A 22,631-nucleotide genomic window follows, 5' to 3' on the forward strand; every position below is an offset into this window, starting at 1 on the left:
AGAGCATATATTAAAGAAAAAAATTGAGCGGCTTCGGGTATTTCCGAAGCCGCTCAATTTTTTAGGCGTTGCTAGTATTATTTTAATAATTTCGGAAACATGGCTTGCGCCCTTTCAATACGTGGTATTGATACCGAAGCCACATAGGGTTCGTCGGCATGGTGCTGGTCATAATTCTGATGGTATTCTTCTGCTTTATAAAATGCTTTAAAAGGCACTATCTGCACCGCAATCGGCTTTTTATATTTGCCCGATGACCCTAGCTTGTTTTTGTAATCATTGGCAAGTTGTTGCTCTTCGGAGTTGGTATAAAAAATAACAGAACGATACGAATCACCACGGTCAGGGCCTTGTCCATTTACCTGAGTAGGGTCTTGCGAAGCAAAATAAACTTCGAGTAAAGTCGAATAACTAATTATCTTCGGGTCATAATAAACGGCTACGGTTTCGGCATGGCCTGTCTTTTCTGTGCTTACATCCCGATAATCAGGGTTTTTCGTATGCCCGCCACTATAACCAGATTCGGCTTCTTTTACTCCTTTCAGGCTATCGAAAATACCTTCAACCGCCCAAAAGCACCCTGAGGCAAAATAGGCAGTATCAAGTTTACCATAAACGGTATTATCAACCACAGGAACTTTGTAGTGCGTTTTACTACCAGTAGCATTAGACGAACCACAGGCAGAAAAACCCAGCATACCAACTGCCAACCATACTATTGCAATAATTCTGTTCATTTGTATCTCTGTTAAATATGAAACACACTTATTATTGATATAAACGAGTATTAAGCGGTTTTGGTTTCGCGGGTTAAATGGGCATTCAGCAGGCATATAAATTTAAAATATGCTATTGTTTAGCAAACAATGGTATCTGAGTAACTTATATACTAAACCCTAGTTTGATTTTGTATCGTGCCCTGTCTTTTCCTATTTCGTTTTCCAGTTTCAGTACCTCATGTGTTTTTTTACTTATCCAGAAAACCTCTTTATAACCTTTTGCTTCGTGTGTCAATAACCAGCAATCTACTTTCTGATTGTCGTATCCTTCGAGTTGTCCTGAACTTGTTACCGTATATGCTTCGTGTTTAGGTGCCGAAAACCCCGGGTCGTAAAAAGGAATCATAAATGTTTTACCTTTGGCATAAGGTAGCAAAGGAAATACTTCTAGGTCGAGATGCCAGTTTAGTACATATTGCGTTGAAGCCTTCTGAAATGCCAACCAAGCTGTTTTTCTGTTACGGGCGGTATCGGCATCGGTTAAGGGTTGGTCGTTTAATCGGGCTGTTTTGTTCAGAAAATCAAATACGCCTGTGCCTCTTTGTTTCCACCAGCTTTCCTGATAAAGCGGTGCAAAGGTTTTTTTATCACAAACCGATTTCACCGTATGCACCACACTGTCGCGGTCTTCCCACTCCTGTTTTACTACAATGGCATCACGGCCCTGATAATTTTCAAAGCTGATAGTCCTTGTCCAGAACTGTGGCCTTGACCTTGCTGCATCTTTACTCATTTTAAAATAAACCAGATATCGATTAACGCCTTCTTTCAGAAATTGTGTATTTACTTTTGAGGCATCGACCCACACAGTATCTTGTGCTGATACCGAAAAGCAAACAACTAACATAAAAGCACAGATTAATTTAACAGATAATAGTCTCATAATTTTTGTATAAGAAAAGTGTATTGATAGTTTGATGAATTACTTTTTGAAAATTTCCATTACTTTGTCGAAGCTCACCCAGTAGATATCTCCATTGCCATTCTGTGGTGAAGAAAAAGTTTTTAAAAGTATATCTGCATTAACTTGTTTGTCTGGATACGAGTCTGCAATACTGATTCTTTCACTAGTAAAAAACAGCAATTTTTTATCAGGGCTTACAAATGGGCAGTAATCGAGCCGGTTTGAATTAAGCATACTCAGGTTTCGGGCCGGAAGCCATTTTCCGCCAGTATCTTTTATACTCATATATAAATCACCACGTCCTTTATCATCTTTGCGGCCATAAGCAGTAAACAAGATGTAATCTTCATCAGGAGAAATAAAGGCGTTAAACTCATACCCTTTTGAGTTAATGGTAGTATCGAGCGGGACAGGCTGGGTGTATTTTCCTGCTTCATACCTAGCCATAAAAATATCCTCCTTCCCAATGCCTGTTTTGTATGCGGCAGTAAAGTACAGATTCCCATTTCGGGTAACCGAAGGATAAAACTCATCTTGTGGGGTGTTTATAGGTGAACCAAGATTCTGTGGCTCGCCCCAATAATTATTGTTTTTTTTAACCACCCAAATATCAAAATCTTTAGTATTTGTTCCTGTTATGGGCCGGTTTGACGCAAAATAGAGCGTTTTGCCATCTGCCGAAAACGCTGGTTCGAGGTCACTGTATTTTCCGGCGAAGGGAGCTATTTCAGGTTTACTCCAAATGCCATCTGCTCCTTTTTTAAGATATAGAATTGTCTGGAAAATACCTTGAGGTGATTGAAGTGTATAAAATATCTCGGTTCCGTCAGGTGAGATAGCAAAATCTCTTTCGCTAAAACCTGTACTGAGTTCGAAAATCTCAGGTTGCAGCGGCACATTATTCAAGTTAATGGCTCTCTGCGCCCATGAGGTAGATACCCCAAAAATCAAGAAGAATGCTAATAGAAGTTTTTTAATCAAGTGCATAGCTTTTAATTGATAGGTTATAAAAGTAGGCACATTTACGCTTTATAAAATTCCTCTGCCGACATACAACAGCTAACGCCTGCCATAAAACTGTTTACTTGTATTTTGCTTTATTTCCGGCTGCTAACTGTTACTCATGCCACAGAATACGCTGTTGGTAGACGAAACACTGTTTAACCCAATATTTTATTATAATTTTATGTTTCTAAACCTGAATTGATGCAAAAACGGATTCTTTATCATATTGCTTTCTGGGTGGCTTACGTATTATTTAAATCGTACCTTAATTTTGAGTCGTTAATTTATAGCCGCCCCAAAGAGAATGTATTTTACCTGTTCTTTCTCGCAACTGGTATCCAATCGCTTTACCTGATTGCAAAAATCCCTCTGGTTTATACCGTTTTTTATATTACAGACCAGTTTCTATCAAGAAAATGGAAAATAATTAAAAGTATTATTCTGACTTCCCTGACCTTTCTGCTATCAATCATCATTTTTCTGTTTCTCTCAAGTTTCATACAACAATACATTATGAAGCGGCCTATGGAGAACGAAAATTTCTTTTCGGTTCCTAGTTTCTTCTATGCTTTTTTCATACTGGCATTTACTTGCGGCATTGCGCTGGCCCTCAAACTTATGCGGCAACACATTAAAGCACGGGAAACCGAACAGGAAATGACAAAAAAACGTCTGGAAACCGAACTTCGTTTTCTGAAAGCGCAAACCAACCCGCATTTTTTATTTAATACCCTTAATAATATTTACGGCTTAGCCCGTAAGAAATCAGACGACACAGCAGAAGTAGTAATGAAGCTATCGAAACTACTGAGGTTTATGCTCTACGAAACCAACAAGCCTTATATTGCTGTGGAAGACGAACTAAAGGTAATAGAAAACTATATTGAGCTAGAGAAAATAAGATACAACGAACGGCTAAAAATAAACTATACAGCCCTCATTGATAATCCTACAAGCCCTATTGCGCCGCTTATTTTGTTACCCTTTGTAGAAAATGCCTTTAAGCACGGAGCCGGCGAAAGTATGTATGAATCGTTTATAAAAGTTGAGGTACGTTTAGAAAATTCGAGCCTGTATTTTAATGTAGAAAACTCAAAGCCCGATGAAACCGCTTTGGAGATTACTGAAAAAATCGGACTGAGCAATGTGAGGCGACAACTGGAATTAATGTACCCCGCACATAACTTGAGCATTATAAACAAACCTACAACCTTTAGTATTGTGCTGAACTTAAATCTGAGTAGCCATGCAAAAATATAATTGTATTATTGTGGAAGACGAGCCTCTTGCCGCCGAAATCTTGCAGGATTACATTGCACAGGTACCTTTTTTACAACTGAAAGCCACTTGTGCCAATGCTCTTGCTGCTACTGAGATACTCCGAACGAATGCCATTGATTTGATATTTCTGGATATTAATTTACCTAAACTCAAAGGGCTTGACTTCTTACAGACCCTTCAACACCCCCCACATATTATTCTGACAACTGCCTATCATGAATATGCTCTGCAAGGCTATGAACACAATGTGTTGGATTACTTACTGAAACCAATCGAATTTAGCCGTTTTCTGAAAGCAGTAAACAAATTAACAGGTTTTACAATAAATACTCCTTTGCCTATACCCGAGGCAAGAAAGTATCAGTTCTTTAATGTAAACAAGAAAAGGGTAAAAGTATTTTTCGACGAAATTTTGTATATGGAAAGCCAGCGGGAGTATATCAAGATTTATACGCCTTCTCAAACAATTATGACAAGAATACCGTTAAGCCAACTCGAATTATTATTGCAGGATAAAAACTTTATGCGGGTTCATAGGTCGTTTATTGTAGCAAAAGATAAAATTAATGCTTTTTCGGCAACAGATATTGAAATAAACAGCTTCCAGATTCCGATAGGACGAGACTATAAAGAGAATGTATGGGCGGTTTTAGGGAATTAATCGACGTATTTTTCGTAAAAAGCGGTATTTTTGCAGAAAACTACTAAATACTTAAAGAAAATTCAATGAAAATTGCTGCCATTGATATTGGTTCAAATGCTGCCCGAATGCAGATTTCGTCGGTTTTGCATGATAAAAAGAAAATAAGTTTTAAAAAAGTTGAATATGTTCGCTTTGCTTTACGGCTGGGCATGGATGTATTCAATACAGGTAAAATCTCTTATGAAAGCGAAGCCCGTATAAAAAAACTATTGATGGCGTACCGTCTTTTGATGGAATTACATGAAGTTGATGCTTATATGATTTGTGCTACTTCGGCCATGCGTGAAGCCGAAAACGGGACTAATATTGTTGAGCGAATCAAGAATGAATTAGGCATGGAAATTCATTTGATTGATGGAGAAAAAGAAGCCGAGCTAATCAATAACGTTATTATTGCCGTCCTTGAAAACGATAAAACATATTTGCATATCGATGTAGGCGGTGGTAGTACCGAACTTAATATTTATAAAGGCCGTACCAAAATAGCTGCCAAGTCGTTCAAAATCGGGTCAGTTCGTTTATTGGAACACAAAGAAGCACCCGATGTCTGGAGGAAAATGCGTACATGGATTGATGAAACAGTGCCAACCCATGAAAACGTGATAGCCGTAGGTACGGGTGGTAATATCTCGAAACTTTTCAATATGATTGAAAATAAAGCTGCTGGCGGAAAAGCTACATTGGCAGAACTGGAACAAAAACGCGATTATATCAATGAGTTCAGCCTTGAAGACCGCATCAATATGCTACAACTCAATGCCGACCGTGCCGATGTAATTGTTCCGGCCTCTGATATCTATATTTCAGTGATGAAATGGGCGGGTGCGAACGAAATCGTAGTGCCAGACCTCGGCCTGAAAGATGGTATTCTACTACTGGTTTATGAAACATTAATGAACGAAGAAGACTAAATAATAAGTACTTATGAAGAAAAAAATTTATATCAGCATTATGTCGGTTATTGTAAGTATCAGTGCTTTAATGATGCTTACCTCATGGGGAATGTGGGGGCATCAGCATATTAACAAAGCCGCAGTATTTGCCCTACCCGACGAATTACGGATTTTCTTTTATAACCATATAGATTTTATTACGGAAGAATCGAATATTCCTGATTTAAGAAAATACACTTTAAACGATAAAGCAGAAAACCCAAGACATTACATTGACATTGAAGACTTTGGCAATAAACCTATTGACAGCCTAGCTCAAACCAGTAAGTTAGCTTATACCAAATATGATAGCAAAATGTTGCAATCGAGTGGAATTTTGCCTTGGTATATTCAGGATGTAATGGAAAAGCTCACCAAGTCGATGCAAAATAAACGAAAAACAGAAATATTGTTTCTGGCTGCCGACTTGGGCCATTATCTGGCTGACGCACACATGCCTTTACATACATCGAGCAACCATAACGGGCAATTAACCAACCAAACGGGGATTCATGCTTTCTGGGAAGCCCAATTACCCGAAAAATTTGGCGAGCAATACAACGTACATACAGCCAATGCTCAATATATTGATGACGTAACGAAAGAAACATGGCGCATTATTAAACAATCGCATGAATTAGCCGATACTTTACTTGCAAAAGAACGTGAGTTGAGAAAGACGTTTCCGGCTGATAAAATCTTTATGAAAGACGAAAACGGTAAAATCATTAAAAATAAATTTAACCAATCGGTTTATACAAAAGAATACTCCGAACTATACCACAAAGCCCTTAATGGCATGATTGAAAATCAGTTGAGAGGAGCCATTACTGCAACTGCCAATTTCTGGTATACTGCATGGGTAAATGCCGGAAAACCAGACCTGAAATCGCTGGACGACGAGGGTTTAACTAAAAGAAATAAATCGAATTACAAGAAAGATATAAAGGCGTGGGAGAAAGGAAAAGTAACCTTACTAAAAGCCGAATCAGAGTTTTAATCATGCGAATTAATCCCTCTTATTTCTAAGAGGGATTAATTCTTATCAGTATTTTTAATTTCATTCAGCATGCTGATGCCGTTTCACCGTTTGGCTGGTGAAAGTACTCTCAAAGATTTTATCTGCATTGCCTGCTTCAAAACCTTCGCGTCGGTGTTCTCTTTTTATTTCGGATAATGGCAAATGCTGAAATTGCGGCAATACTTTGCGTTCGGCAAATTCTACATAACTGCCCGAAATGGGATGTATTTCACCACCCGCAAAAGCAGCGTCAATAATTTCTGCTACTGTCGAACTCTGCAACAAACCTTTATCAGGGCTTATTTTGATTTTTCCACCCGAATCGTTTAGCTTTATGCCTGTTTTTTCCAGAAAAACATTAAACTCCTGAATAGTATTATAACCTTCCTTAAGGTTATGTACACTAATGGTGTAATGATTCAGGTAATATCTGTTATAAATAACCCATGCTGCATATTCACTTTCTTTCAGAAGGGTTGAGTAATCTTCCCATGTTGGAACACGCCATAAAGCCTGATGCAAAAATTCATCAACAGCTACGCCATCATTTAAATCAAGTGCATCAACAGGGTCAGTTTTCACTTCATCGGTATAGCTTCTGATAATTTCCTGAATCGGCTCAGGCAAATCATTTACTCTTAATTCGCTTACAAATATGCGTGGGTATTCGGGTTTAGGCGGAGAAAACCAGTAGGCATCCAGTTTTTTTCCTTCAAAATAGAAGTAATCACGTTTTTGATAACCAAGATGCAGAAAAATTTTCTCGAATGATTGAATCCCCAATTGCGGCACACCCATCGTACGAAAAGCGATATGGTCGTTCTCGATTTCGTCGGCACTAGCAATAATTCCTTCGGTTATCATTGCTTCAGACACCTTCTGCACATCAGGCACACGTTCGCGGTATCGGCGCATTAATCCGTTTAATACATATTCTAGGGTTGCTGTTTTATTTTCCATTTTCTGCTTTAAAAAAGTTTCCGTTAGTTGTTTCAAGATATTCGTTAAAAGGAATGTCTTCCTGCTTTATAAATCCTTTCTGAGCCAGTTTGCCATCAGCCACCATTTCTACAACAGCAGCTACCGAGGCAGCGGTTGTCCATGAAATAGCACGCCAATGTTTTCCGTCGATTTCTATCGGATGATACGCTTCGTAAAACTCCTCACGTGCCAATTCGGTGCCTTTCCAGCCTTCAACTACGGCGTATACATACACTACATCTTCCTGTACAGGGGGTTTGGCTTCGGTCAGAATCTGCTCAACCAGTTCACGTTTATCTTTTAGAATAAGTTCATACAACAAAAACTTCATGAGTTTGGCATGGCCCGGGTATCTGATAGTTTTATAATTAAGCGTATCCACCTTCCCTTCGTATGTTTCACACATAGTACCCAACCCACCCGATGTACTGAAAGCCTCAAACTCCTGTCCTTCTATCTGAATATGCTCTATGCCATCTAGCGATGGAACCATCTTTTTAGTTCCGTTATGAATTACTTCTGCATCATTTATGTATTCATTAATTACCCCCGCCGGTGACCACGTGAACGAATACCCCATAAGGCCATTCGGGAAACGGGGCAACGCACCTACGCGTAGTTCAATATCGCGTAATTTGGTAAAACGTTTGGCAAGGTCGGCCCCTATTATGCCTATTAGCCCGGGTGCCAGCCCACATTGCGGAGCCATAACGGCATTGGCAGTTTCGGCCATTTGCCTGATAGCCGTGGTTGTGGGTACATCTTCTGTTAAATCAAAGTAATGTACGCCGAATTTGTGTGCCGTTTGGGCAATAGGCAAGTTCAAGTTATAAGGCATAGCCGATACCACAGCCTCAAATTCAGGAATGGTTTTTTCAAGAAAACTGATGTCATTTACATCTCCCAGTATCACATCAAAGGGTAGTTCAACATTGGGGTAGTTTTTGTCCATGCCCATTACAGCGAAGCGTTTTGATAACAACACGCCTACTAATGAGCCTACTTTACCCATACCAATAACAAGTACGTTTTTCATATCTGGCTTGGAAATAAGTTTTATATGATTGATGAAATATATATATACAACAAAACGGTATCAAACGCCATCAACGATTATACAATTTACTAGGTAGCAGTAAATTATAACCCCTGAAAATCATTTAATAAAGGTATTGTCAATAAAAGAAAAGATTAATTAGGCCCCCTGCAAATCAGGAACAAATGAGCAAGCGCTACGAAGATAAGCGAGGCGTGCCAGATGATATTTAAGGTCTTTAAACAAGTTGAAGAATTTATTTTTAACAAATATAAGTAATACCCACTAATTTCCAAATAAAAAAGTGAACCACCCTCCTGAGAGCATGGCCCACTTAATTTTGGGAATCGTAACTTACAAAACTTTAAGAAATACTATCAAGTAATTTTTCTTCCTGCTCAATAAACGGTTGGCTTTTCAGACGTTTACCTGTTGCTTTAAAGATAGCATTGGCAATAGAGCCACCAGTTGGTGGTAAGGCCGGCTCACCAAGCCCTGTTGGGTCAATTCCGTTATCAACAAAATGCACTTCAATAGCCGGAATCTCATTCATTTTAATAAGCCGGTAGGTATTAAAGTTTTGCTGCTCTGGAGTACCCTCTTTAAAGGTAAGGTTGCCATACATGGCATGGCCCATACCATCTACAATACCCCCAATTACCTGATTACGGGCACCACTCTGGTTAATAACCACGCCGCAGTCAACGGCGGCATAGATTTTCTGTAATACAGGCTTATTTTTTTTCATTACTACCTCAGCTACCTGTGCTACATAGGAAGCATGAGAAAAATAAACACTAAAACCGAGGTTTATCCCTTTTCGTTTTTTGTTCCAGCCCGACTTTTCGGCGGCTAGTTCAATGACCGCTTTCATACGGTCAATATCATATTTAACAGGCCCTGCTGGTGAGGTTTTAGCTTTCTCAAGCAAGTCAAGCCTGAACTGAACGGCATCCTTACCAGCGGCAGTTGCCACCTCATCAATAAAAGATTGTTCGGCAAAAGCCAGAAAATTCGTAATTGGCGCACGCCATGGCCCTGTGGTAATAGGCGACTTATGCTCAACGGAATCTATGAGTAAATGAGGAACAGCACCTGACGGAAAGTTATTTTCACGGGTAGAATTTCCGGCATTAATACCCGCACCCCGAAGCGAGTACCCAATCATATTGCCTTGTTTGTCGAGAGCCGCTCTAAAACGGTACCGTACTGCCGGCCGATAGCTTCCACCAGTCATGTCATCTTCGCGCGTCCAGATTACTTTTACAGGTGCCTTCATTATGTTCGACACTTCAACTGCTTCCAGTACGTAGTCGGTACCTAAGCGCCGCCCGAAGCCCCCTCCCATACGGGTGAGTTCAACAGTTACTTTGTCAGGAGAGATGTTTAACAATTTGGCTGTTTGTGTTTGTGCGGCCTGTGGTGTTTGGGTAGGGCCTACCAGTTCAACGTCTGTATCTTTTACATGGGCGAAGAAATTCATAGGTTCCATTGGGTTATGAGGCAGAAATGGGCATTGATACTCCGACTCAACAATTTTCGCTGCATTTTTAAAGGCTTCTTCAACATTTCCTTCTTTTCTTCTTACATCTGCTTTTTCAGAGTCCAGTAATTGCTTGAAAATTCTGTTATGGTCTTCTGTACTTTCCAGATTTCCATCTTTCTCCCACTCTATTTTTAAAGCTTCTCTCCCTTTCTTGACTTCCCATGTTGATTTTCCGACAACAGCTACTTTATTTTTAAATGATACCACATCAACTATACCCGGCATAGCCTTTACCGCTGAGGCATCGAACGATTTAAGTTTTAGCCCGAAAGCTGGTGGGCGTTGAATCATGCAGAAAAGCATTCCTTCTCTGTAAAAATCAATCCCGAAAAGTGGTTTACCTGTAAGAATCTCCTTGTTATCGACCCCCTTAACGGTAGAGCCGATTAATTTGAAATCTTTCAGGTTTTTTAATTTTACATTCGTAGGCGGAACAATCTGTGCGGCATCGGTGGCTAACTCGCCATAGCTTAATTTTTTGTTAGTGTTTACATGAATCACAAAACCTTTATCTGTGATACAATCATTGGTCGACACGTTCCAGCGTTTTGCAGCAGCCTCAATCAACATTTGTCTTGCTGTGGCTCCTGCTTTGCGCAGCCTTTCCCATGAATGCGGAATAGAGCCGCTACCGCCAGCAACCTGACGTTCAAATTTTTTAGTATCTAAAGGAGCCTGAAGCACTTTTACATTTGCCCAGTCAACGTCCAGTTCTTCGGCCACAATAATCGGGAAGGCTGTTTTAATGCCCTGTCCGATTTCAGGATTCGGTGAAAATATATTTACTATGCCATCGGTATGAATTGAAAGATAGGCATTAGGTACAAAATCAGATGCGGCAAGCATAGTGTTACTTGCCTCAGAGGCAAATGCTTCTTTACCAAACCAATTAAAACTTAACATGAAGCCACCTCCGGCAAGCGCGGCTGATTTTAAAAAGTCTCTTCGGCTGTTTTTTATTGTCTTTTCCATGTTATTTCATTTTAGTGGCAGCTAACTGAACAGCTTCTCTGATACGATGATAAGTTCCACAACGACATATATTGTTCGACATGGCATTCTCGATTTCTTCTACGCTAGGCTTAGGATTACTTTTCAGGAATGCGGCGGCCGTCATAATCTGGCCTGCTTGGCAGTATCCACATTGAGGTACATCTACCTCATGCCAAGCTGTTTGTAGCGGGTGGTCTCCTTTTTCAGAAAGCCCTTCAATAGTTGTGATTTTAGCTTCACTGACTGACGATACAGGCGTTATGCAAGCCCGTGTGGCTTCGCCGTTTACATGTACAGTGCAGGCACCACACATAGCCATACCACAGCCATACTTTGTACCTAACAGCCCCAGGTGGTCACGTAGTACCCATAGTAAAGGAGTATCCGGCGAGACATCTGTTTTATGTTCTCTTCCGTTTATTTTAAGGTTGAAAATAGCCATAATAGCTTTATTTTGTTGATAGTCAATAATTTAATCAAAAATAATGAAAATACTATAACATTGGAAAGAATTTTGATACTAAATACACAATTGTATGCAAAAAAAATTTCCTATTGGTAGCAGAAATATGCCACAAACTGAGTATTTTTTTCCACATACGTATATAAATTCCTTAAAAACGCTGTTGGTGTATTAATTTACCAATATACTTTAATAAATTTGAGGCGCCGAATTCTCCACTAATTACAACTAAGTATGAGTGTACATTCAAAAAAAAATCTGTTCTCCGAAAAAATCGACAACTGGCTCATTGGGTTCAAAGAAGGTGCTGATTTCTTATTTATGTTTTTTAAAGAAACCCTTAGTGGAAATTTTGAATTTAAAGAATTTGTTAATCAGTGCTATCGTATTGGCAACAGCTCCTTATTACTTATATCACTTACAGGCTTTGTAACAGGCTTTGTATTCACCAAACAGTCACGTCCGTCGCTTGAGGCATTCGGTGCTAGTTCATGGTTGCCCTCACTTGTAACCATTGCCATTATCAGAGCATTAGCCCCGCTGGTTACCTCCCTGATTTGTGCAGGCAAGGTAGGCTCTAGTATTGGTGCCGAGTTAGGCTCTATGAAAGTAACCGAGCAGATTGATGCCATGGAGGTATCGGCGGTTAACCCCATCAAGTTTTTAGTAGTAACCCGCGTATTGGCCACTACCATAACTATTCCGATATTGTCGTTCTATTGCGCTATTATGGCTATGACAGGGGTCTTTCTGAATGTAGCAACCAACGAAGACACTAGCCTTCCAGCTTTTTTTGAGCAGGCATTTAATAGTATTATCTTCCTCGACCTCTGGACGGCCATCATCAAAGCAGTGGCTTATGGTTTTACTATTGGTATTGTGGGTTGCTATAAAGGCTATAATGCCAGCAACGGAACCTTAGGCGTGGGTAAAGCTGCTAACTCGTCGGTGGTTTTATCGATGTTCTTGATATTTATTGAAGAAGTGTTTATAGTTCAGGTAACAAACTGGTTCAGATAATAACTGGTCATTATCCACAACAAATTGATATGAATAAAGTAATTGAAATAGAACATCTTTACAAAGCATTTGGCGACAGAGCTATTCTGGTTGATGCAAATCTGGATGTTTATGAAGGTGAGAATCTGGTAGTACTGGGCAAATCTGGTAGTGGTAAATCAGTATTGATTAAAATCATTGCGGGTTTATTAACGGCCGATAAAGGCAAAGTTGAAGTGCTAGGCGAAGATGTTTCAAAACTGAATAAAAAAGAACTGAATGCTTTAAGACTAAAAATTGGTTTTTCGTTCCAGAATAGTGCCTTGTATGATAGTATGACGGTGCAGGAAAATCTGGAGTTCCCGCTTGTAAGAAACGTTCGGAACATGACCCGCGCCGAAATTAACAAGGCAGTCAATAAAGTACTGGACTCGGTAGGACTCCTGAAATCGATTCATCAAATGCCCGCAGAACTTTCAGGAGGGCAAAAAAAACGGATAGGCATTGCCCGCACGCTTATCATGAATCCTAAAATTATGTTGTATGATGAGCCTACTGCCGGCCTTGACCCTATTACCTGCACTGAAATAAACCAGTTAATCAATGAAGTAAAAGAAAACTATAATACCAGTTCGATTATTATTACGCATGACCTCACCTGTGCCAAAGAAACCGGCGACCGCATAGCGGTGCTATTTGATGGAAACTTTAAGTTTCAGGGTACATTTGAAGATGTGTTTGGAAACCCTGACCCAAGAATAAAAAATTTTTACGATTACAATTTTATAGAAAATCAAAAGAAATAAGTGTATGGCAACCCCACAATCTTCTGAAAGAATAGCCGCCAAAGTTGGTTTATTTATTTTAATAGGTATTATTATATTGGCTGCTGGTATTCTGACACTAGGAACTATGCGGAAATCGTTCATTACCCGAATTGATGCTACCGCTACCTTTGAAAGTGTTAATGGTTTAACAAAAGGAAATAATGTATGGTTTGCCGGCGTGAAAGTAGGAACCGTAAGAGAAATTGCTTTTACCCCAGACTCGAAAGTAAGAGTAATTTTCAGTATTGAAGACAAATCTCAGCCTTTTATTAAACAGGATGCTACCGTGCGTGTAAGTTCCGACGGGCTTATTGGTAACCCTATCATTCTGATTTCAGGGGGGTCTCCTAATGCAAAAATGATTGAAAACGGCTTTAATTTTAAGGTAGAAGCCGATGTATCTCAACAAGAAATGCTCAAAACTCTTCAAGCCAATAACAAGAATATTCTTTCTATAACCGACGACCTGAAAGGCATTATTTCAGGCATACGTGCAGGCGAAGGCTCGGTTGGTAAATTAATGAAAGACGAAGCCATTTATGCTAATATTTCTAAAAGCATGGCTACCGTTGAGGCTGCCACCAGAGATTTAAAGAAAGGCGTTACTACATTGGCTAACCTAACCGACAAACTTAATACGGAAGGAAATTTTATTAACAGCATTGCAGCCGATAAAGAGATTTATCCGGCTATCAAGAATACTGTTAACTCTTTACAAAACACAACCGAAACCTTGAAAGAAACATCGGTAGCAGCCAAGAAGATGGTGTCGGACCTTGAACAAACCACTAGTAATCTGGTAAATAACCCTAAAAGTCCGGTTGGAGTATTACTACATGACGAAAAAGCGGCTAATAATATCAGAGAAACCATTAGTAATCTGGAAAGTAGTAGCGAAAAACTAGACCAGAATCTGGAAGCCTTGAAACATAACTTCCTGTTCAGAAGATATTTCAGAAAACAGGCAAAAGAGGAAGAGAAGAAAAAAACAGAACAACAACAAACTTCTCAACAATAATTACCTGAATTTTATTATACAAAAAAGAGAACCTGTTGGGTTCTCTTTTTTGTATAACTTGATAAACGATGCTGAATTATAGCACGGTTTTTATTTTTAGTTCATCCATTTGTTTCTGGTCAATCGTTGAAGGTGAGTCAATCATCATGTCTCGACCAGAGTTATTTTTAGGGAACGCAATAAAGTCACGGATGGAATCGGCCCCTCCGAAGATTGAGCAAAGGCGGTCAAAACCAAAAGCAATACCTGCGTGTGGTGGTGCGCCGTATTCAAAGGCATCCATCAGAAAGCCGAATTGTTTTTTAGCTTCTTCTTCTGTAAAGCCCAGAATCTCAAACATTTTTTGTTGAAGCGGACGTTGGAAAATCCGTACAGACCCCCCTCCTACTTCTGTTCCGTTAATTACCATATCGTAGGCGTTGGCTCTTACACTACCCAAATCCTGTGTTTCTAATAACGGAATATCTTCAGGTTTCGGACTTGTAAACGGATGGTGCATGGCAAACCAGCGGTTTTCTTCTTCGCCGTATTCCAACAACGGGAAATCAAGCACCCACAACGCCTTGAACTCTTCTGGATTACGAAGCCCCAGACGACTTCCCATTTCCAGCCGCAATTCATTTAATTGTTTGCGTGTTTTGCCCGCATCGCCAGCCAGAATGAGCATTAAATCTCCGGCTTTGGCTCCAAATTTATCAGCAATCTGTTTTAATGCTGCTTCATCAAAGAACTTATCGAACGATGATTTCAGCGTACCGTCAGCATTATATCTGATATAAGCCAGCCCTTTCGCACCTACTTGTGGGCGTTTTACCCATTCGGTTAGTTCATCAACCTGCTTACGTGTGTATTCTGCACATCCCGAGGCATTAATGCCTACCACCAATTCGGCAGAATCAAACACCACGAAGTCTTTCCCTTTGGTTACATCGTTCAGCTCAACAAATTGCATCTCAAAACGTGTATCAGGTTTATCAGAACCATACAGGCGCATTGCGTCGGCGTAGGTCATGCGCGGCACTTCTGGCATATCGATGTTTTTTACTGTCTTGAACAGGTGGCGAATCAGCCCTTCAAACATTTGCAGAATATCTTCCTGTTTTACAAACGACATCTCGCAGTCAATCTGTGTAAATTCAGGCTGGCGGTCGGCACGTAAATCTTCATCACGGAAACACTTCACAATCTGATAATAGCGGTCAAAGCCAGACACCATCAATAATTGTTTAAAAGTTTGTGGCGACTGCGGCAAAGCATAGAACTCACCCGGGTTCATGCGGCTAGGTACTACAAAGTCTCTTGCTCCTTCTGGTGTTGATTTAATAAGAACAGGCGTTTCTACCTCGATGAACTCTTGCCCATCCAGATAGATACGTGTCTGTTGAGCCATTTTGTGGCGCAACTGTAAATTCTGGCGAACGGCATTCCGGCGTAAGTCCAGATAACGGTATTTCATACGGATGTCATCACCGCCATCGGTTTCATCCTGAATCAAGAACGGAGGCAACTTGGCAGGGTTCAGAATTTCCAGCCCTGTTACTTTAATTTCTATGTCTCCGGTAGGAATTTTATCATTTTTTGACACCCGTTCAATAACTTCGCCCGTAGCCTGAATTACAAATTCACGGCTAAGCGTACGGGCCAATGCAATTATGTTGGTATCGCTGCTATTTTCGTTTAAAATTAACTGTGTGATGCCGTAGCGGTCACGAAGGTCGATATAAATAATACCGCCTTTATCGCGCACAACTTGTACCCACCCGCATAAGGTAACTGTCTGATTAATATCTGCGATTCTTAGTTCTCCGCAGGTATGAGTTCTTAACATTATGTCTAAATTTATTGTTGAGCAATTTTTTTGCAAAAGTAAGAATTTTACAGAAAAGCTCTTATGGCTTTTCTAAAAATACCACAATTCATTCAAATCTTATTTATAATATGCTTCTGCGCTTAGTACATACAAAGCAATTTTTACGCAAGGCTATTCTTTTTTCATAATTTTTTATCAGATAGTAATCTGGCTTACAACGCTATTTACTATATCAAAAAAGCGGTTTAGTTCTTTTTCGCGCCCTCTGAGCCATACCATTCTCATTTCTGACTTCGCGGCTATTCCGCTGAGTTCAATGTGTTTTACATTCATGTTCTGCCCACTCAACGCCGATTTCGGTTCAATCGAAACCCCTACCCCTGCCTCTACCAAACGTAATACTGTATTTGTATTACCTGACTGATAAGCCACTTTAGGGATAAAACCATAATTCTGGCACAAAGCCTCAATGCTCTCTACATACCCCGAACTCTCGCTTCGTGAAGGTAAAATAAAATTCTCATCGGCTAACTGAGCCAGCGAATCGAAGTTTTCGTTACTCAGCCAATGGCTTTGAGGTAACAATATCACAAAGTTTTCGGCATAAAGGGTGCGGGCATTTATTTCTTTAGGCACAATCATATTCGGGCCAAAACCTACATCAATGGTACGGTTCATGAGTGCGTTTATTTCAAACACATTAGTTGACTCAATCAGAACGGTCTGCATTGACGGAATTTCCTGCTGAATTTTAGCCAGAATATTAGGCAATAAAAACTGCATAGATGAACTAGAATGTGCAATACGGATTTCTCCGCCTTCACCCTTATGTATTTGTAAAGTTCTTTGACACACTCTTTCAAAGTCTTCAATAATGCGTTTCGCTTCGTCTCTGAAATAAATACCGGCCTCTGTTAACTCAACGCTTCTTTTAGTTCTGTTAAATAAAGACACTTTCAGGGTCTCTTCCAATTGCATAATCTGCCTACTCAAAGCTGGTTGAGCAATATAAATTTCTTCAGCAGTTTTCCGGTAGTTCAGGGTTTCGGCTAATTTCAGAAAATGGGCAATTGTTCTTAAATCCATTCAATATAAAATTTAACTTTTGATGCCTAAAACATATCAATTAATCAAAATTAAGTATTTTTTGTTATCATAAATAAATATTTGCTTTGCATCTTATAAAATGTATTAACTACCATTGCTTATGTCGAGTATCCATTTAGCTGAAAGCATTCAGATTATTCAGGCAGAACCCCAACACGCCAGCATAGTAGCCGAAGTGTTTGATGCTTATCGTCAGTATTATGGGCAACCATCAGATATTACAGGTGCGTGCGCTTTTCTTACCGAACGGCTACTCAATAAGGAATCTGTTATTTTTCTGGCTCTAGAAGGCAACAAACCTTTGGGATTTACTCAGCTATATCCTATGTTTTCATCGGTTTCGATGTGTCGTTCCTGGACACTCAACGACCTTTTTGTGAAAGAAAACATCAGAAGCAAAGGCATCGGAAAAACGCTTTTAAGCACTGCACAGCAGTTTATACAATCAAAAGGGCATAAGGGTTTGCTGCTAGAAACTACGCCCGACAACACCAAAGCGCAAAGTTTATACGAACGCATGGGCTGGGTGCGCGAACAGAACTACTATTATTTCTGGCAGGCTTAATTGTATAATACCCTCATCTAGCTCTAAATTATTATCTGGTTATTCGTTATGGATTCATTACTGAAAAATGCTTTTTCACCTGAAAACTTCCGCCAGCAAGCCCACAATCTGGTTGATATGCTGGCCGATTATTTAGTGCAGGCGCAAACCAAAGAATTAACAACGGTTATTCCCTACAAGGACCCTAAAGAAAGCCTGACTTTCTGGCAAAAAGATTATGAAGAATCAAAAGGTGATGTAAGCAATTTTTTTCAACAGGCCATTGCACTTTCTACTCATTTGCACCATCCCCATTATATGGGGCATCAGGTAAATCCGCCTGTACCTATTGCAGCATTGGCCGGAATGCTAACAGAAATGCTGAATAACGGCATGGCTGTTTATGAAATGGGGCTGGTATCGAACCCACTAGAAAGAATTATTTCAGAGCTACTAGCTCGAAAAATAGGATTTAGTAACGAAGCAAGTGGCCTTCTTACCTCTGGCGGAACGCTCGCTAATCTGACAGCCCTACTGGCTGCCAGAGCCGCTAAAACAGATGTCTGGGACGAAGGAAACACAGAAAAACTAGCCGTAATGGTATCGGAAGAGGCACATTACTGCATCGACCGTGCGGCTCGCATCATGGGCATGGGAAACGCAGGCATTATAAAAGTACCTGTTAATGAACAATTGCAGATACGCACCGATTTACTGGAAACCTGCTACCAGCAAGCCCGCGATGAAGGTTTACACGTAATAGCCCTAGTGGGAAGTGCCTGCTCGACCTCTACGGGTAGTTATGACGACCTTGAAGCCCTTGCCGCATTTGCCCAGAAACACAAACTGTGGTTTCATGTAGACGGCGCGCATGGGGGGGCCGTAGTTTTTTCTGAAAAGTACAGTTTTTTGGTAAAGGGCATTAATCAGGCCGATTCTGTGATAGTTGACTGGCATAAAATGCTGATGACTCCTGCACTGGCTACGTCGGTTATTTTCAGGCGTAACGACGATGCTTTCAGGACTTTCCAGCAAAAAGCTCAGTATCTATGGGCGAATCAGCATTCAAAAGACTGGTTTAACTCCGGTAAACGAACTTTTGAATGCACCAAACTAATGATGAGCGTTAAAATATATGCTATTCTGAAAGCGCACGGCGAACAGATTTTCAGCGAAAACGTAACGTATTTATATGATTTAGGCAAAACCTTTGCAACGCTCATCAAAACCAGGCCTAATTTTGAACTGGCTATTGAGCCTGAAAGTAACATTGTGTGTTTCAGGCTGGTAAATCGGGGTATGGCCATAAACGACCTGAATGCTCATATCAGAAAAAAACTACTGGAAGAGGGCAAATTTTATATTGTACAAACAACGCTGAAAGATAATTTATACTTGAGGGTATCGTTAATGAACCCCTTAACAACCGAAGAAGATTTAATTGCATTACTAGACGAAATAGAAAGACTTGCCACAATAATAGATTTATAAATTGCCTGAAAATCTTTACCTTCGCCTTTTTTAAGGAGGATAAAGTGTCAAAATCTTTTTTTCAATTTAAACAATTTCTTATTCATCAGGATAAGTGTGCCATGAAGGTCTGCACAGATGCCTGTATTCTGGGAGCCTATGCCGATGCTGAAAATGCTCAACAAATTTTAGATATAGGCACAGGCACAGGGCTTTTATCGCTAATGCTTGCCCAACGCACTAGTGCTCACATTGATGCTGTTGAGATTGATACCGATGCTTACAGTCAGGCTGTAAATAATATTACAAACAGCAAATTCAGTAAACAAATTGAGGTTTATCACACATCTGTACAGACATTCAGCAGGGAGTTTAGTGCCAGCATCAAGCCTACATACGACTTAATTATATCAAATCCGCCATTCTATCAGCAATCACTTCAATCGCCCGATGTTCAGACAAACAAGGCTTTACACGCCACTACGCTCACTTTCGAGGACCTGACAGCAGCAGTAATAACACTCTTAAATGCTAACGGCCAATTTGTTGTGTTGCTTCCACCTTTCGAGACCCAACAACTAACAGACATAGCTCAAAAAAAAGCCTTATATTTGTCAAAAAAACTTCTGATACAACACAATTCTCAAAAAACGGTATTCAGGATTATTTCAACATTTCAGAAAAACCCTGTATCGGATTATCAGGAAGATACGTTAGTGATTCATGAAACGGCGCATCAGACGTATACTGATAAATTCCAGAAACTGTTGCGAGATTATTATATTATTTTTTAGAACTTTGCCCTGATGAACCAAGCTATTCAAATATCTGTCGTTATACCTTTATTTAACGAAGCCGAGTCATTGCCCGAATTGCATGAATGGATTGTAAGGGTAATGAAAGAGAATCATTTCAGTTATGAAATTCTTTTTGTTGATGATGGCAGCACCGACACCTCTTGGGAGGTTATTCAGACACTTGCCAGCCAGAATCCTTATGTAAGGGGGTTCAAGTTTGTGCGTAACTATGGTAAAACCGCCGCCTTGCAAACGGCTTTTACACAAGCCCGAGGAAATGTGGTTATTACGATGGATGCCGACTTGCAAGACAGCCCCGATGAAATACCGGAATTATACCGCATGATAACCGAAGATAATTACGATTTGGTATCGGGCTGGAAGAAAAAACGTTATGACCCTATTACCAAAACGCTTCCTACAAAACTTTTCAACGCTGTTTCCAGATGGGTTTCGGGGGTTTATCTGCATGATTTTAATTGCGGCTTAAAGGCCTATAAATCAAGAGTGATAAAGAACATCACTATTTATGGCGAAATGCACCGGAATATTCCTATCATAGCCAAATGGAATGGCTTCAAGAAAATAGGTGAGAAAGTAGTACAACATCAGGCCCGAAAATACGGTTCTACCAAATTTGGTATAGAACGCTTTATATTTGGTTTTCTTGATTTACTGACCGTTGCCTTTGTTAATAAATTCGGACGCCGCCCTATGCATTTCTTTGGCACAATGGGAGTGCTTTCGTTTATGATTGGTAGCATTATGGCAATCTATCTGATTTTTGAGAAACTCTATAATATCAGTCAGGGTTTACGCTACCGCAACGTGACCGACAACCCCTTGTTCTTTCTGGCTTTAGTTGCCATTATTATTGGTTCGCAGTTATTTCTGGCGGGCTTTATTGGCGAATTATTTGTAAAACAGACTTTCAAAAAAGACGAATACCTTATCGAACAAATCGTAGGCACAGAGCCCTCATCATCAAACCAACAAACAATATGAAACTAACCAGATTCGCCCTCCTACTTTTTTTTATCAGCCAAGCCACTTTCGCTCAGAAAATTAATAAACTTATTAAGGAAAGCGAAGTTAACCGGATTATCAGTACGCTGGCTTCCGACGACATGATGGGTCGGGATTCAAGACAGCCACAACAAATTGAAAAAGCTACGGCTTTTATTGCCAACGAATTTACCAAAATCGGGTTAAAGCCCTTAAAAGGGCTGAATGGTTTCAGACAGGAATTTCCGGTTACAAAAATTGAAGGCTTTGAGAAAGCCGAGATAATTATTAACGGACAGGTAATTCCGAAAGATAAGTTTGTTTTGATGTCAGATAACGAAGAAATAAACTGGTCTTCAAACATTCCTGTGGTAATAGTAGGCAAAGACGATAATTTCTCGCCTAATCAATACATGAAAGATTCTACCAATAAAATTATTGCGGTAGACATGGCCCATGCCTCCAAATTTGCAGGTATTCAGCGTTTTTTCAATAGAACAAGAATCCTGACGAGTTCGTCGAACAAGATGGCAGGTAATATTTTATTTGTATTGGGCATTAATTCAGTTGACAGCTACGCTATTAAAATTAAACAAAGAAAAGAGGCTTTCAAGATGGCTAACGTTGCGGGTATGATTCCGGGTAAAAGTAAAGCCGACGAAATAGTCGTATTTTCGGGGCATTATGACCACCTCGGTTTTCAGAAGCCTGTTGAAGGAGATTCCATTGCCAACGGTGCTGACGACGACGCTTCAGGTACAACAGCCATGATTGCACTGGCTAGTTACTTTAAAAAACTGAAAAACAACGAACGCACCTTGATTTTTGTGGCCTTTACTGCCGAAGAAATCGGGGGCTTTGGTTCAAGATATTTTTCTCAACAGCTGGATGCCGACAAGGTAGTGGCTATGTTTAACATAGAAATGATTGGCAAAGCCTCAAAATGGGGCATTAATTCAGCTTTCATTACAGGCTTTGAACGCTCTGATTTCGGCCAAATACTGCAAAAAAATCTACAAGGAACAGCGTTCACGTTTCATCCTGACCCGTATCCGCAACAGAATCTTTTCTACCGCTCCGACAACGCCACACTGGCGCGCCTAGGTGTACCGGCACATACAATTTCTACCGACCAGATTGATTCTGACAAGCTATACCACTCGGTAAACGATGAAGTAGAATCATTAGATATGCAGAACATTGTAGCTACCATCAGGGCTATTGCGTTAAGTTCGCGCACCATTGTAGCTGGCACAGATACACCTACAAGGATAGATAAAAGCACAGTAAAATAAGCTATAAAAGCCTGTGCTAACCCACAGGCTTTTTAATACTTAATCTGACAAACCAACACAATATTTGCCGTAAACTTTCGTATGATAAGTGTCAATAAGCCCTGTTTGTGAGTAT

21 protein-coding genes are annotated in these 22,631 nt (G+C 40.1%); 12 read left to right on the top strand and 9 right to left on the bottom strand.

The window, feature by feature from the left end; translation table 11 throughout:
* Window positions 1-77 precede the first annotated feature (77 nt).
* The 3 genes from msrA to WAA15_RS09350 all read right to left on the bottom strand — a co-directional run bounded on the left by msrA (window position 78) and on the right by WAA15_RS09350 (window position 2,670).
* A complete protein-coding gene (msrA, locus tag WAA15_RS09340; RefSeq protein WP_337042464.1) occupies window positions 78-737 on the bottom strand; it encodes a peptide-methionine (S)-S-oxide reductase MsrA in 660 nt (219 codons plus the stop codon).
* 145 nt (window positions 738-882) lie between these two features.
* Window positions 883-1,662, bottom strand: a complete 780-nt coding sequence (locus tag WAA15_RS09345; RefSeq protein ID WP_337042465.1) for a DUF3108 domain-containing protein — start codon at window positions 1,660-1,662, stop codon at window positions 883-885.
* Between the two features lie 39 nt (window positions 1,663-1,701).
* On the bottom strand, window positions 1,702-2,670 hold the full coding sequence (locus WAA15_RS09350; protein ID WP_337042466.1) for a TolB family protein: 969 nt from the start codon (window positions 2,668-2,670) through the stop codon (window positions 1,702-1,704).
* 219 nt (window positions 2,671-2,889) lie between these two features.
* Here WAA15_RS09350 and WAA15_RS09355 point away from each other — a divergent pair, with 219 nt between their 5' ends.
* The 4 genes from WAA15_RS09355 (at window position 2,890) to WAA15_RS09370 (ending at window position 6,604) form a co-directional block, all read left to right on the top strand.
* Entirely contained in the window at window positions 2,890-3,948 is a 1,059-nt protein-coding gene (locus tag WAA15_RS09355) for a sensor histidine kinase (protein ID WP_337042467.1), read from the top strand.
* Complete coding sequence (locus WAA15_RS09360) at window positions 3,935-4,630, top strand: LytR/AlgR family response regulator transcription factor (RefSeq protein WP_337042468.1); 696 nt, start codon at window positions 3,935-3,937, stop codon at window positions 4,628-4,630. The genes WAA15_RS09355 and WAA15_RS09360 overlap by 14 nt, the downstream gene beginning before the upstream one ends.
* 65 nt (window positions 4,631-4,695) lie before the next feature.
* Window positions 4,696-5,583 carry a Ppx/GppA phosphatase family protein gene (locus WAA15_RS09365; protein ID WP_337042469.1) on the top strand — a complete coding sequence of 296 codons (888 nt, stop codon included), beginning with the start codon at window positions 4,696-4,698 and terminating at the stop codon, window positions 5,581-5,583.
* A gap of 13 nt (window positions 5,584-5,596) precedes the next feature.
* The gene (locus WAA15_RS09370; RefSeq protein ID WP_337042470.1) at window positions 5,597-6,604 is read left to right on the top strand and encodes a zinc dependent phospholipase C family protein; all 1,008 of its coding nucleotides are present in this window, start codon (window positions 5,597-5,599) and stop codon (window positions 6,602-6,604) included.
* 60 nt (window positions 6,605-6,664) lie between these two features.
* Here WAA15_RS09370 and WAA15_RS09375 read toward each other — a convergent pair whose 3' ends face one another.
* The 4 genes from WAA15_RS09375 to WAA15_RS09390 all read right to left on the bottom strand — a co-directional run bounded on the left by WAA15_RS09375 (window position 6,665) and on the right by WAA15_RS09390 (window position 11,623).
* The gene (locus tag WAA15_RS09375) at window positions 6,665-7,585 is read right to left on the bottom strand and encodes a DUF1338 domain-containing protein (RefSeq protein WP_337042471.1); all 921 of its coding nucleotides are present in this window, start codon (window positions 7,583-7,585) and stop codon (window positions 6,665-6,667) included.
* Window positions 7,575-8,642 carry a saccharopine dehydrogenase family protein gene (locus tag WAA15_RS09380; RefSeq protein WP_337042472.1) on the bottom strand — a complete coding sequence of 356 codons (1,068 nt, stop codon included), beginning with the start codon at window positions 8,640-8,642 and terminating at the stop codon, window positions 7,575-7,577. Before WAA15_RS09380 ends, WAA15_RS09375 begins: the two co-directional genes overlap by 11 nt.
* A 364-nt stretch (window positions 8,643-9,006) precedes the next feature.
* Complete coding sequence (locus tag WAA15_RS09385; RefSeq protein WP_337042473.1) at window positions 9,007-11,160, bottom strand: xanthine dehydrogenase family protein molybdopterin-binding subunit; 2,154 nt, start codon at window positions 11,158-11,160, stop codon at window positions 9,007-9,009.
* A gap of 1 nt (window position 11,161) precedes the next feature.
* Complete coding sequence (locus WAA15_RS09390; protein WP_337042474.1) at window positions 11,162-11,623, bottom strand: (2Fe-2S)-binding protein; 462 nt, start codon at window positions 11,621-11,623, stop codon at window positions 11,162-11,164.
* Between the two features lie 255 nt (window positions 11,624-11,878).
* Here WAA15_RS09390 and WAA15_RS09395 point away from each other — a divergent pair, with 255 nt between their 5' ends.
* Genes WAA15_RS09395 through WAA15_RS09405 form a run of 3 tightly spaced genes read left to right on the top strand, consistent with a single transcriptional unit; the run spans window position 11,879 to window position 14,488 of the window.
* Window positions 11,879-12,664, top strand: a complete 786-nt coding sequence (locus WAA15_RS09395; protein WP_337042475.1) for an MlaE family ABC transporter permease — start codon at window positions 11,879-11,881, stop codon at window positions 12,662-12,664.
* A 29-nt stretch (window positions 12,665-12,693) separates the two neighbouring features.
* The gene (locus WAA15_RS09400) at window positions 12,694-13,449 is read left to right on the top strand and encodes an ABC transporter ATP-binding protein (protein ID WP_337042476.1); all 756 of its coding nucleotides are present in this window, start codon (window positions 12,694-12,696) and stop codon (window positions 13,447-13,449) included.
* 4 nt (window positions 13,450-13,453) lie between these two features.
* On the top strand, window positions 13,454-14,488 hold the full coding sequence (locus WAA15_RS09405; protein ID WP_337042477.1) for an MlaD family protein: 1,035 nt from the start codon (window positions 13,454-13,456) through the stop codon (window positions 14,486-14,488).
* 76 nt (window positions 14,489-14,564) lie between these two features.
* On the opposite strand, the gene aspS is transcribed toward WAA15_RS09405, so the two are convergent.
* Window positions 14,565-16,316 carry an aspartate--tRNA ligase gene (gene aspS / locus WAA15_RS09410; RefSeq protein WP_337042478.1) on the bottom strand — a complete coding sequence of 584 codons (1,752 nt, stop codon included), beginning with the start codon at window positions 16,314-16,316 and terminating at the stop codon, window positions 14,565-14,567.
* A 177-nt stretch (window positions 16,317-16,493) separates the two neighbouring features.
* Window positions 16,494-17,384, bottom strand: coding sequence for a LysR family transcriptional regulator (locus tag WAA15_RS09415; RefSeq protein WP_337042479.1), 891 nt, complete (start codon window positions 17,382-17,384; stop codon window positions 16,494-16,496).
* A gap of 121 nt (window positions 17,385-17,505) precedes the next feature.
* Between WAA15_RS09415 and WAA15_RS09420 the strand changes: the two genes are divergently transcribed.
* From WAA15_RS09420 to WAA15_RS09440, 5 genes are read left to right on the top strand one after another with little or no spacing between them, the layout of a single operon-like run.
* Window positions 17,506-17,970: a GNAT family N-acetyltransferase gene (locus WAA15_RS09420; protein WP_337042480.1), complete on the top strand. Its 465-nt coding sequence runs from the start codon at window positions 17,506-17,508 to the stop codon at window positions 17,968-17,970.
* 48 nt (window positions 17,971-18,018) lie between these two features.
* Window positions 18,019-19,440 carry a pyridoxal phosphate-dependent decarboxylase family protein gene (locus WAA15_RS09425; RefSeq protein WP_337042481.1) on the top strand — a complete coding sequence of 474 codons (1,422 nt, stop codon included), beginning with the start codon at window positions 18,019-18,021 and terminating at the stop codon, window positions 19,438-19,440.
* Between the two features lie 44 nt (window positions 19,441-19,484).
* Entirely contained in the window at window positions 19,485-20,213 is a 729-nt protein-coding gene (locus WAA15_RS09430; RefSeq protein ID WP_337042482.1) for a tRNA1(Val) (adenine(37)-N6)-methyltransferase, read from the top strand.
* A gap of 12 nt (window positions 20,214-20,225) precedes the next feature.
* Window positions 20,226-21,221, top strand: coding sequence for a glycosyltransferase family 2 protein (locus WAA15_RS09435; protein WP_337042483.1), 996 nt, complete (start codon window positions 20,226-20,228; stop codon window positions 21,219-21,221).
* Complete coding sequence (locus WAA15_RS09440; protein ID WP_337042484.1) at window positions 21,218-22,516, top strand: M20/M25/M40 family metallo-hydrolase; 1,299 nt, start codon at window positions 21,218-21,220, stop codon at window positions 22,514-22,516. Before WAA15_RS09435 ends, WAA15_RS09440 begins: the two co-directional genes overlap by 4 nt.
* Window positions 22,517-22,631: the final 115 nt, after the last annotated feature.

Origin of the sequence: Emticicia sp. 17c, from assembly GCF_037153985.1 — a bacterium.
In the GTDB taxonomy this organism is placed as follows: Bacteria; Bacteroidota; Bacteroidia; order Cytophagales; family Spirosomataceae; genus Emticicia.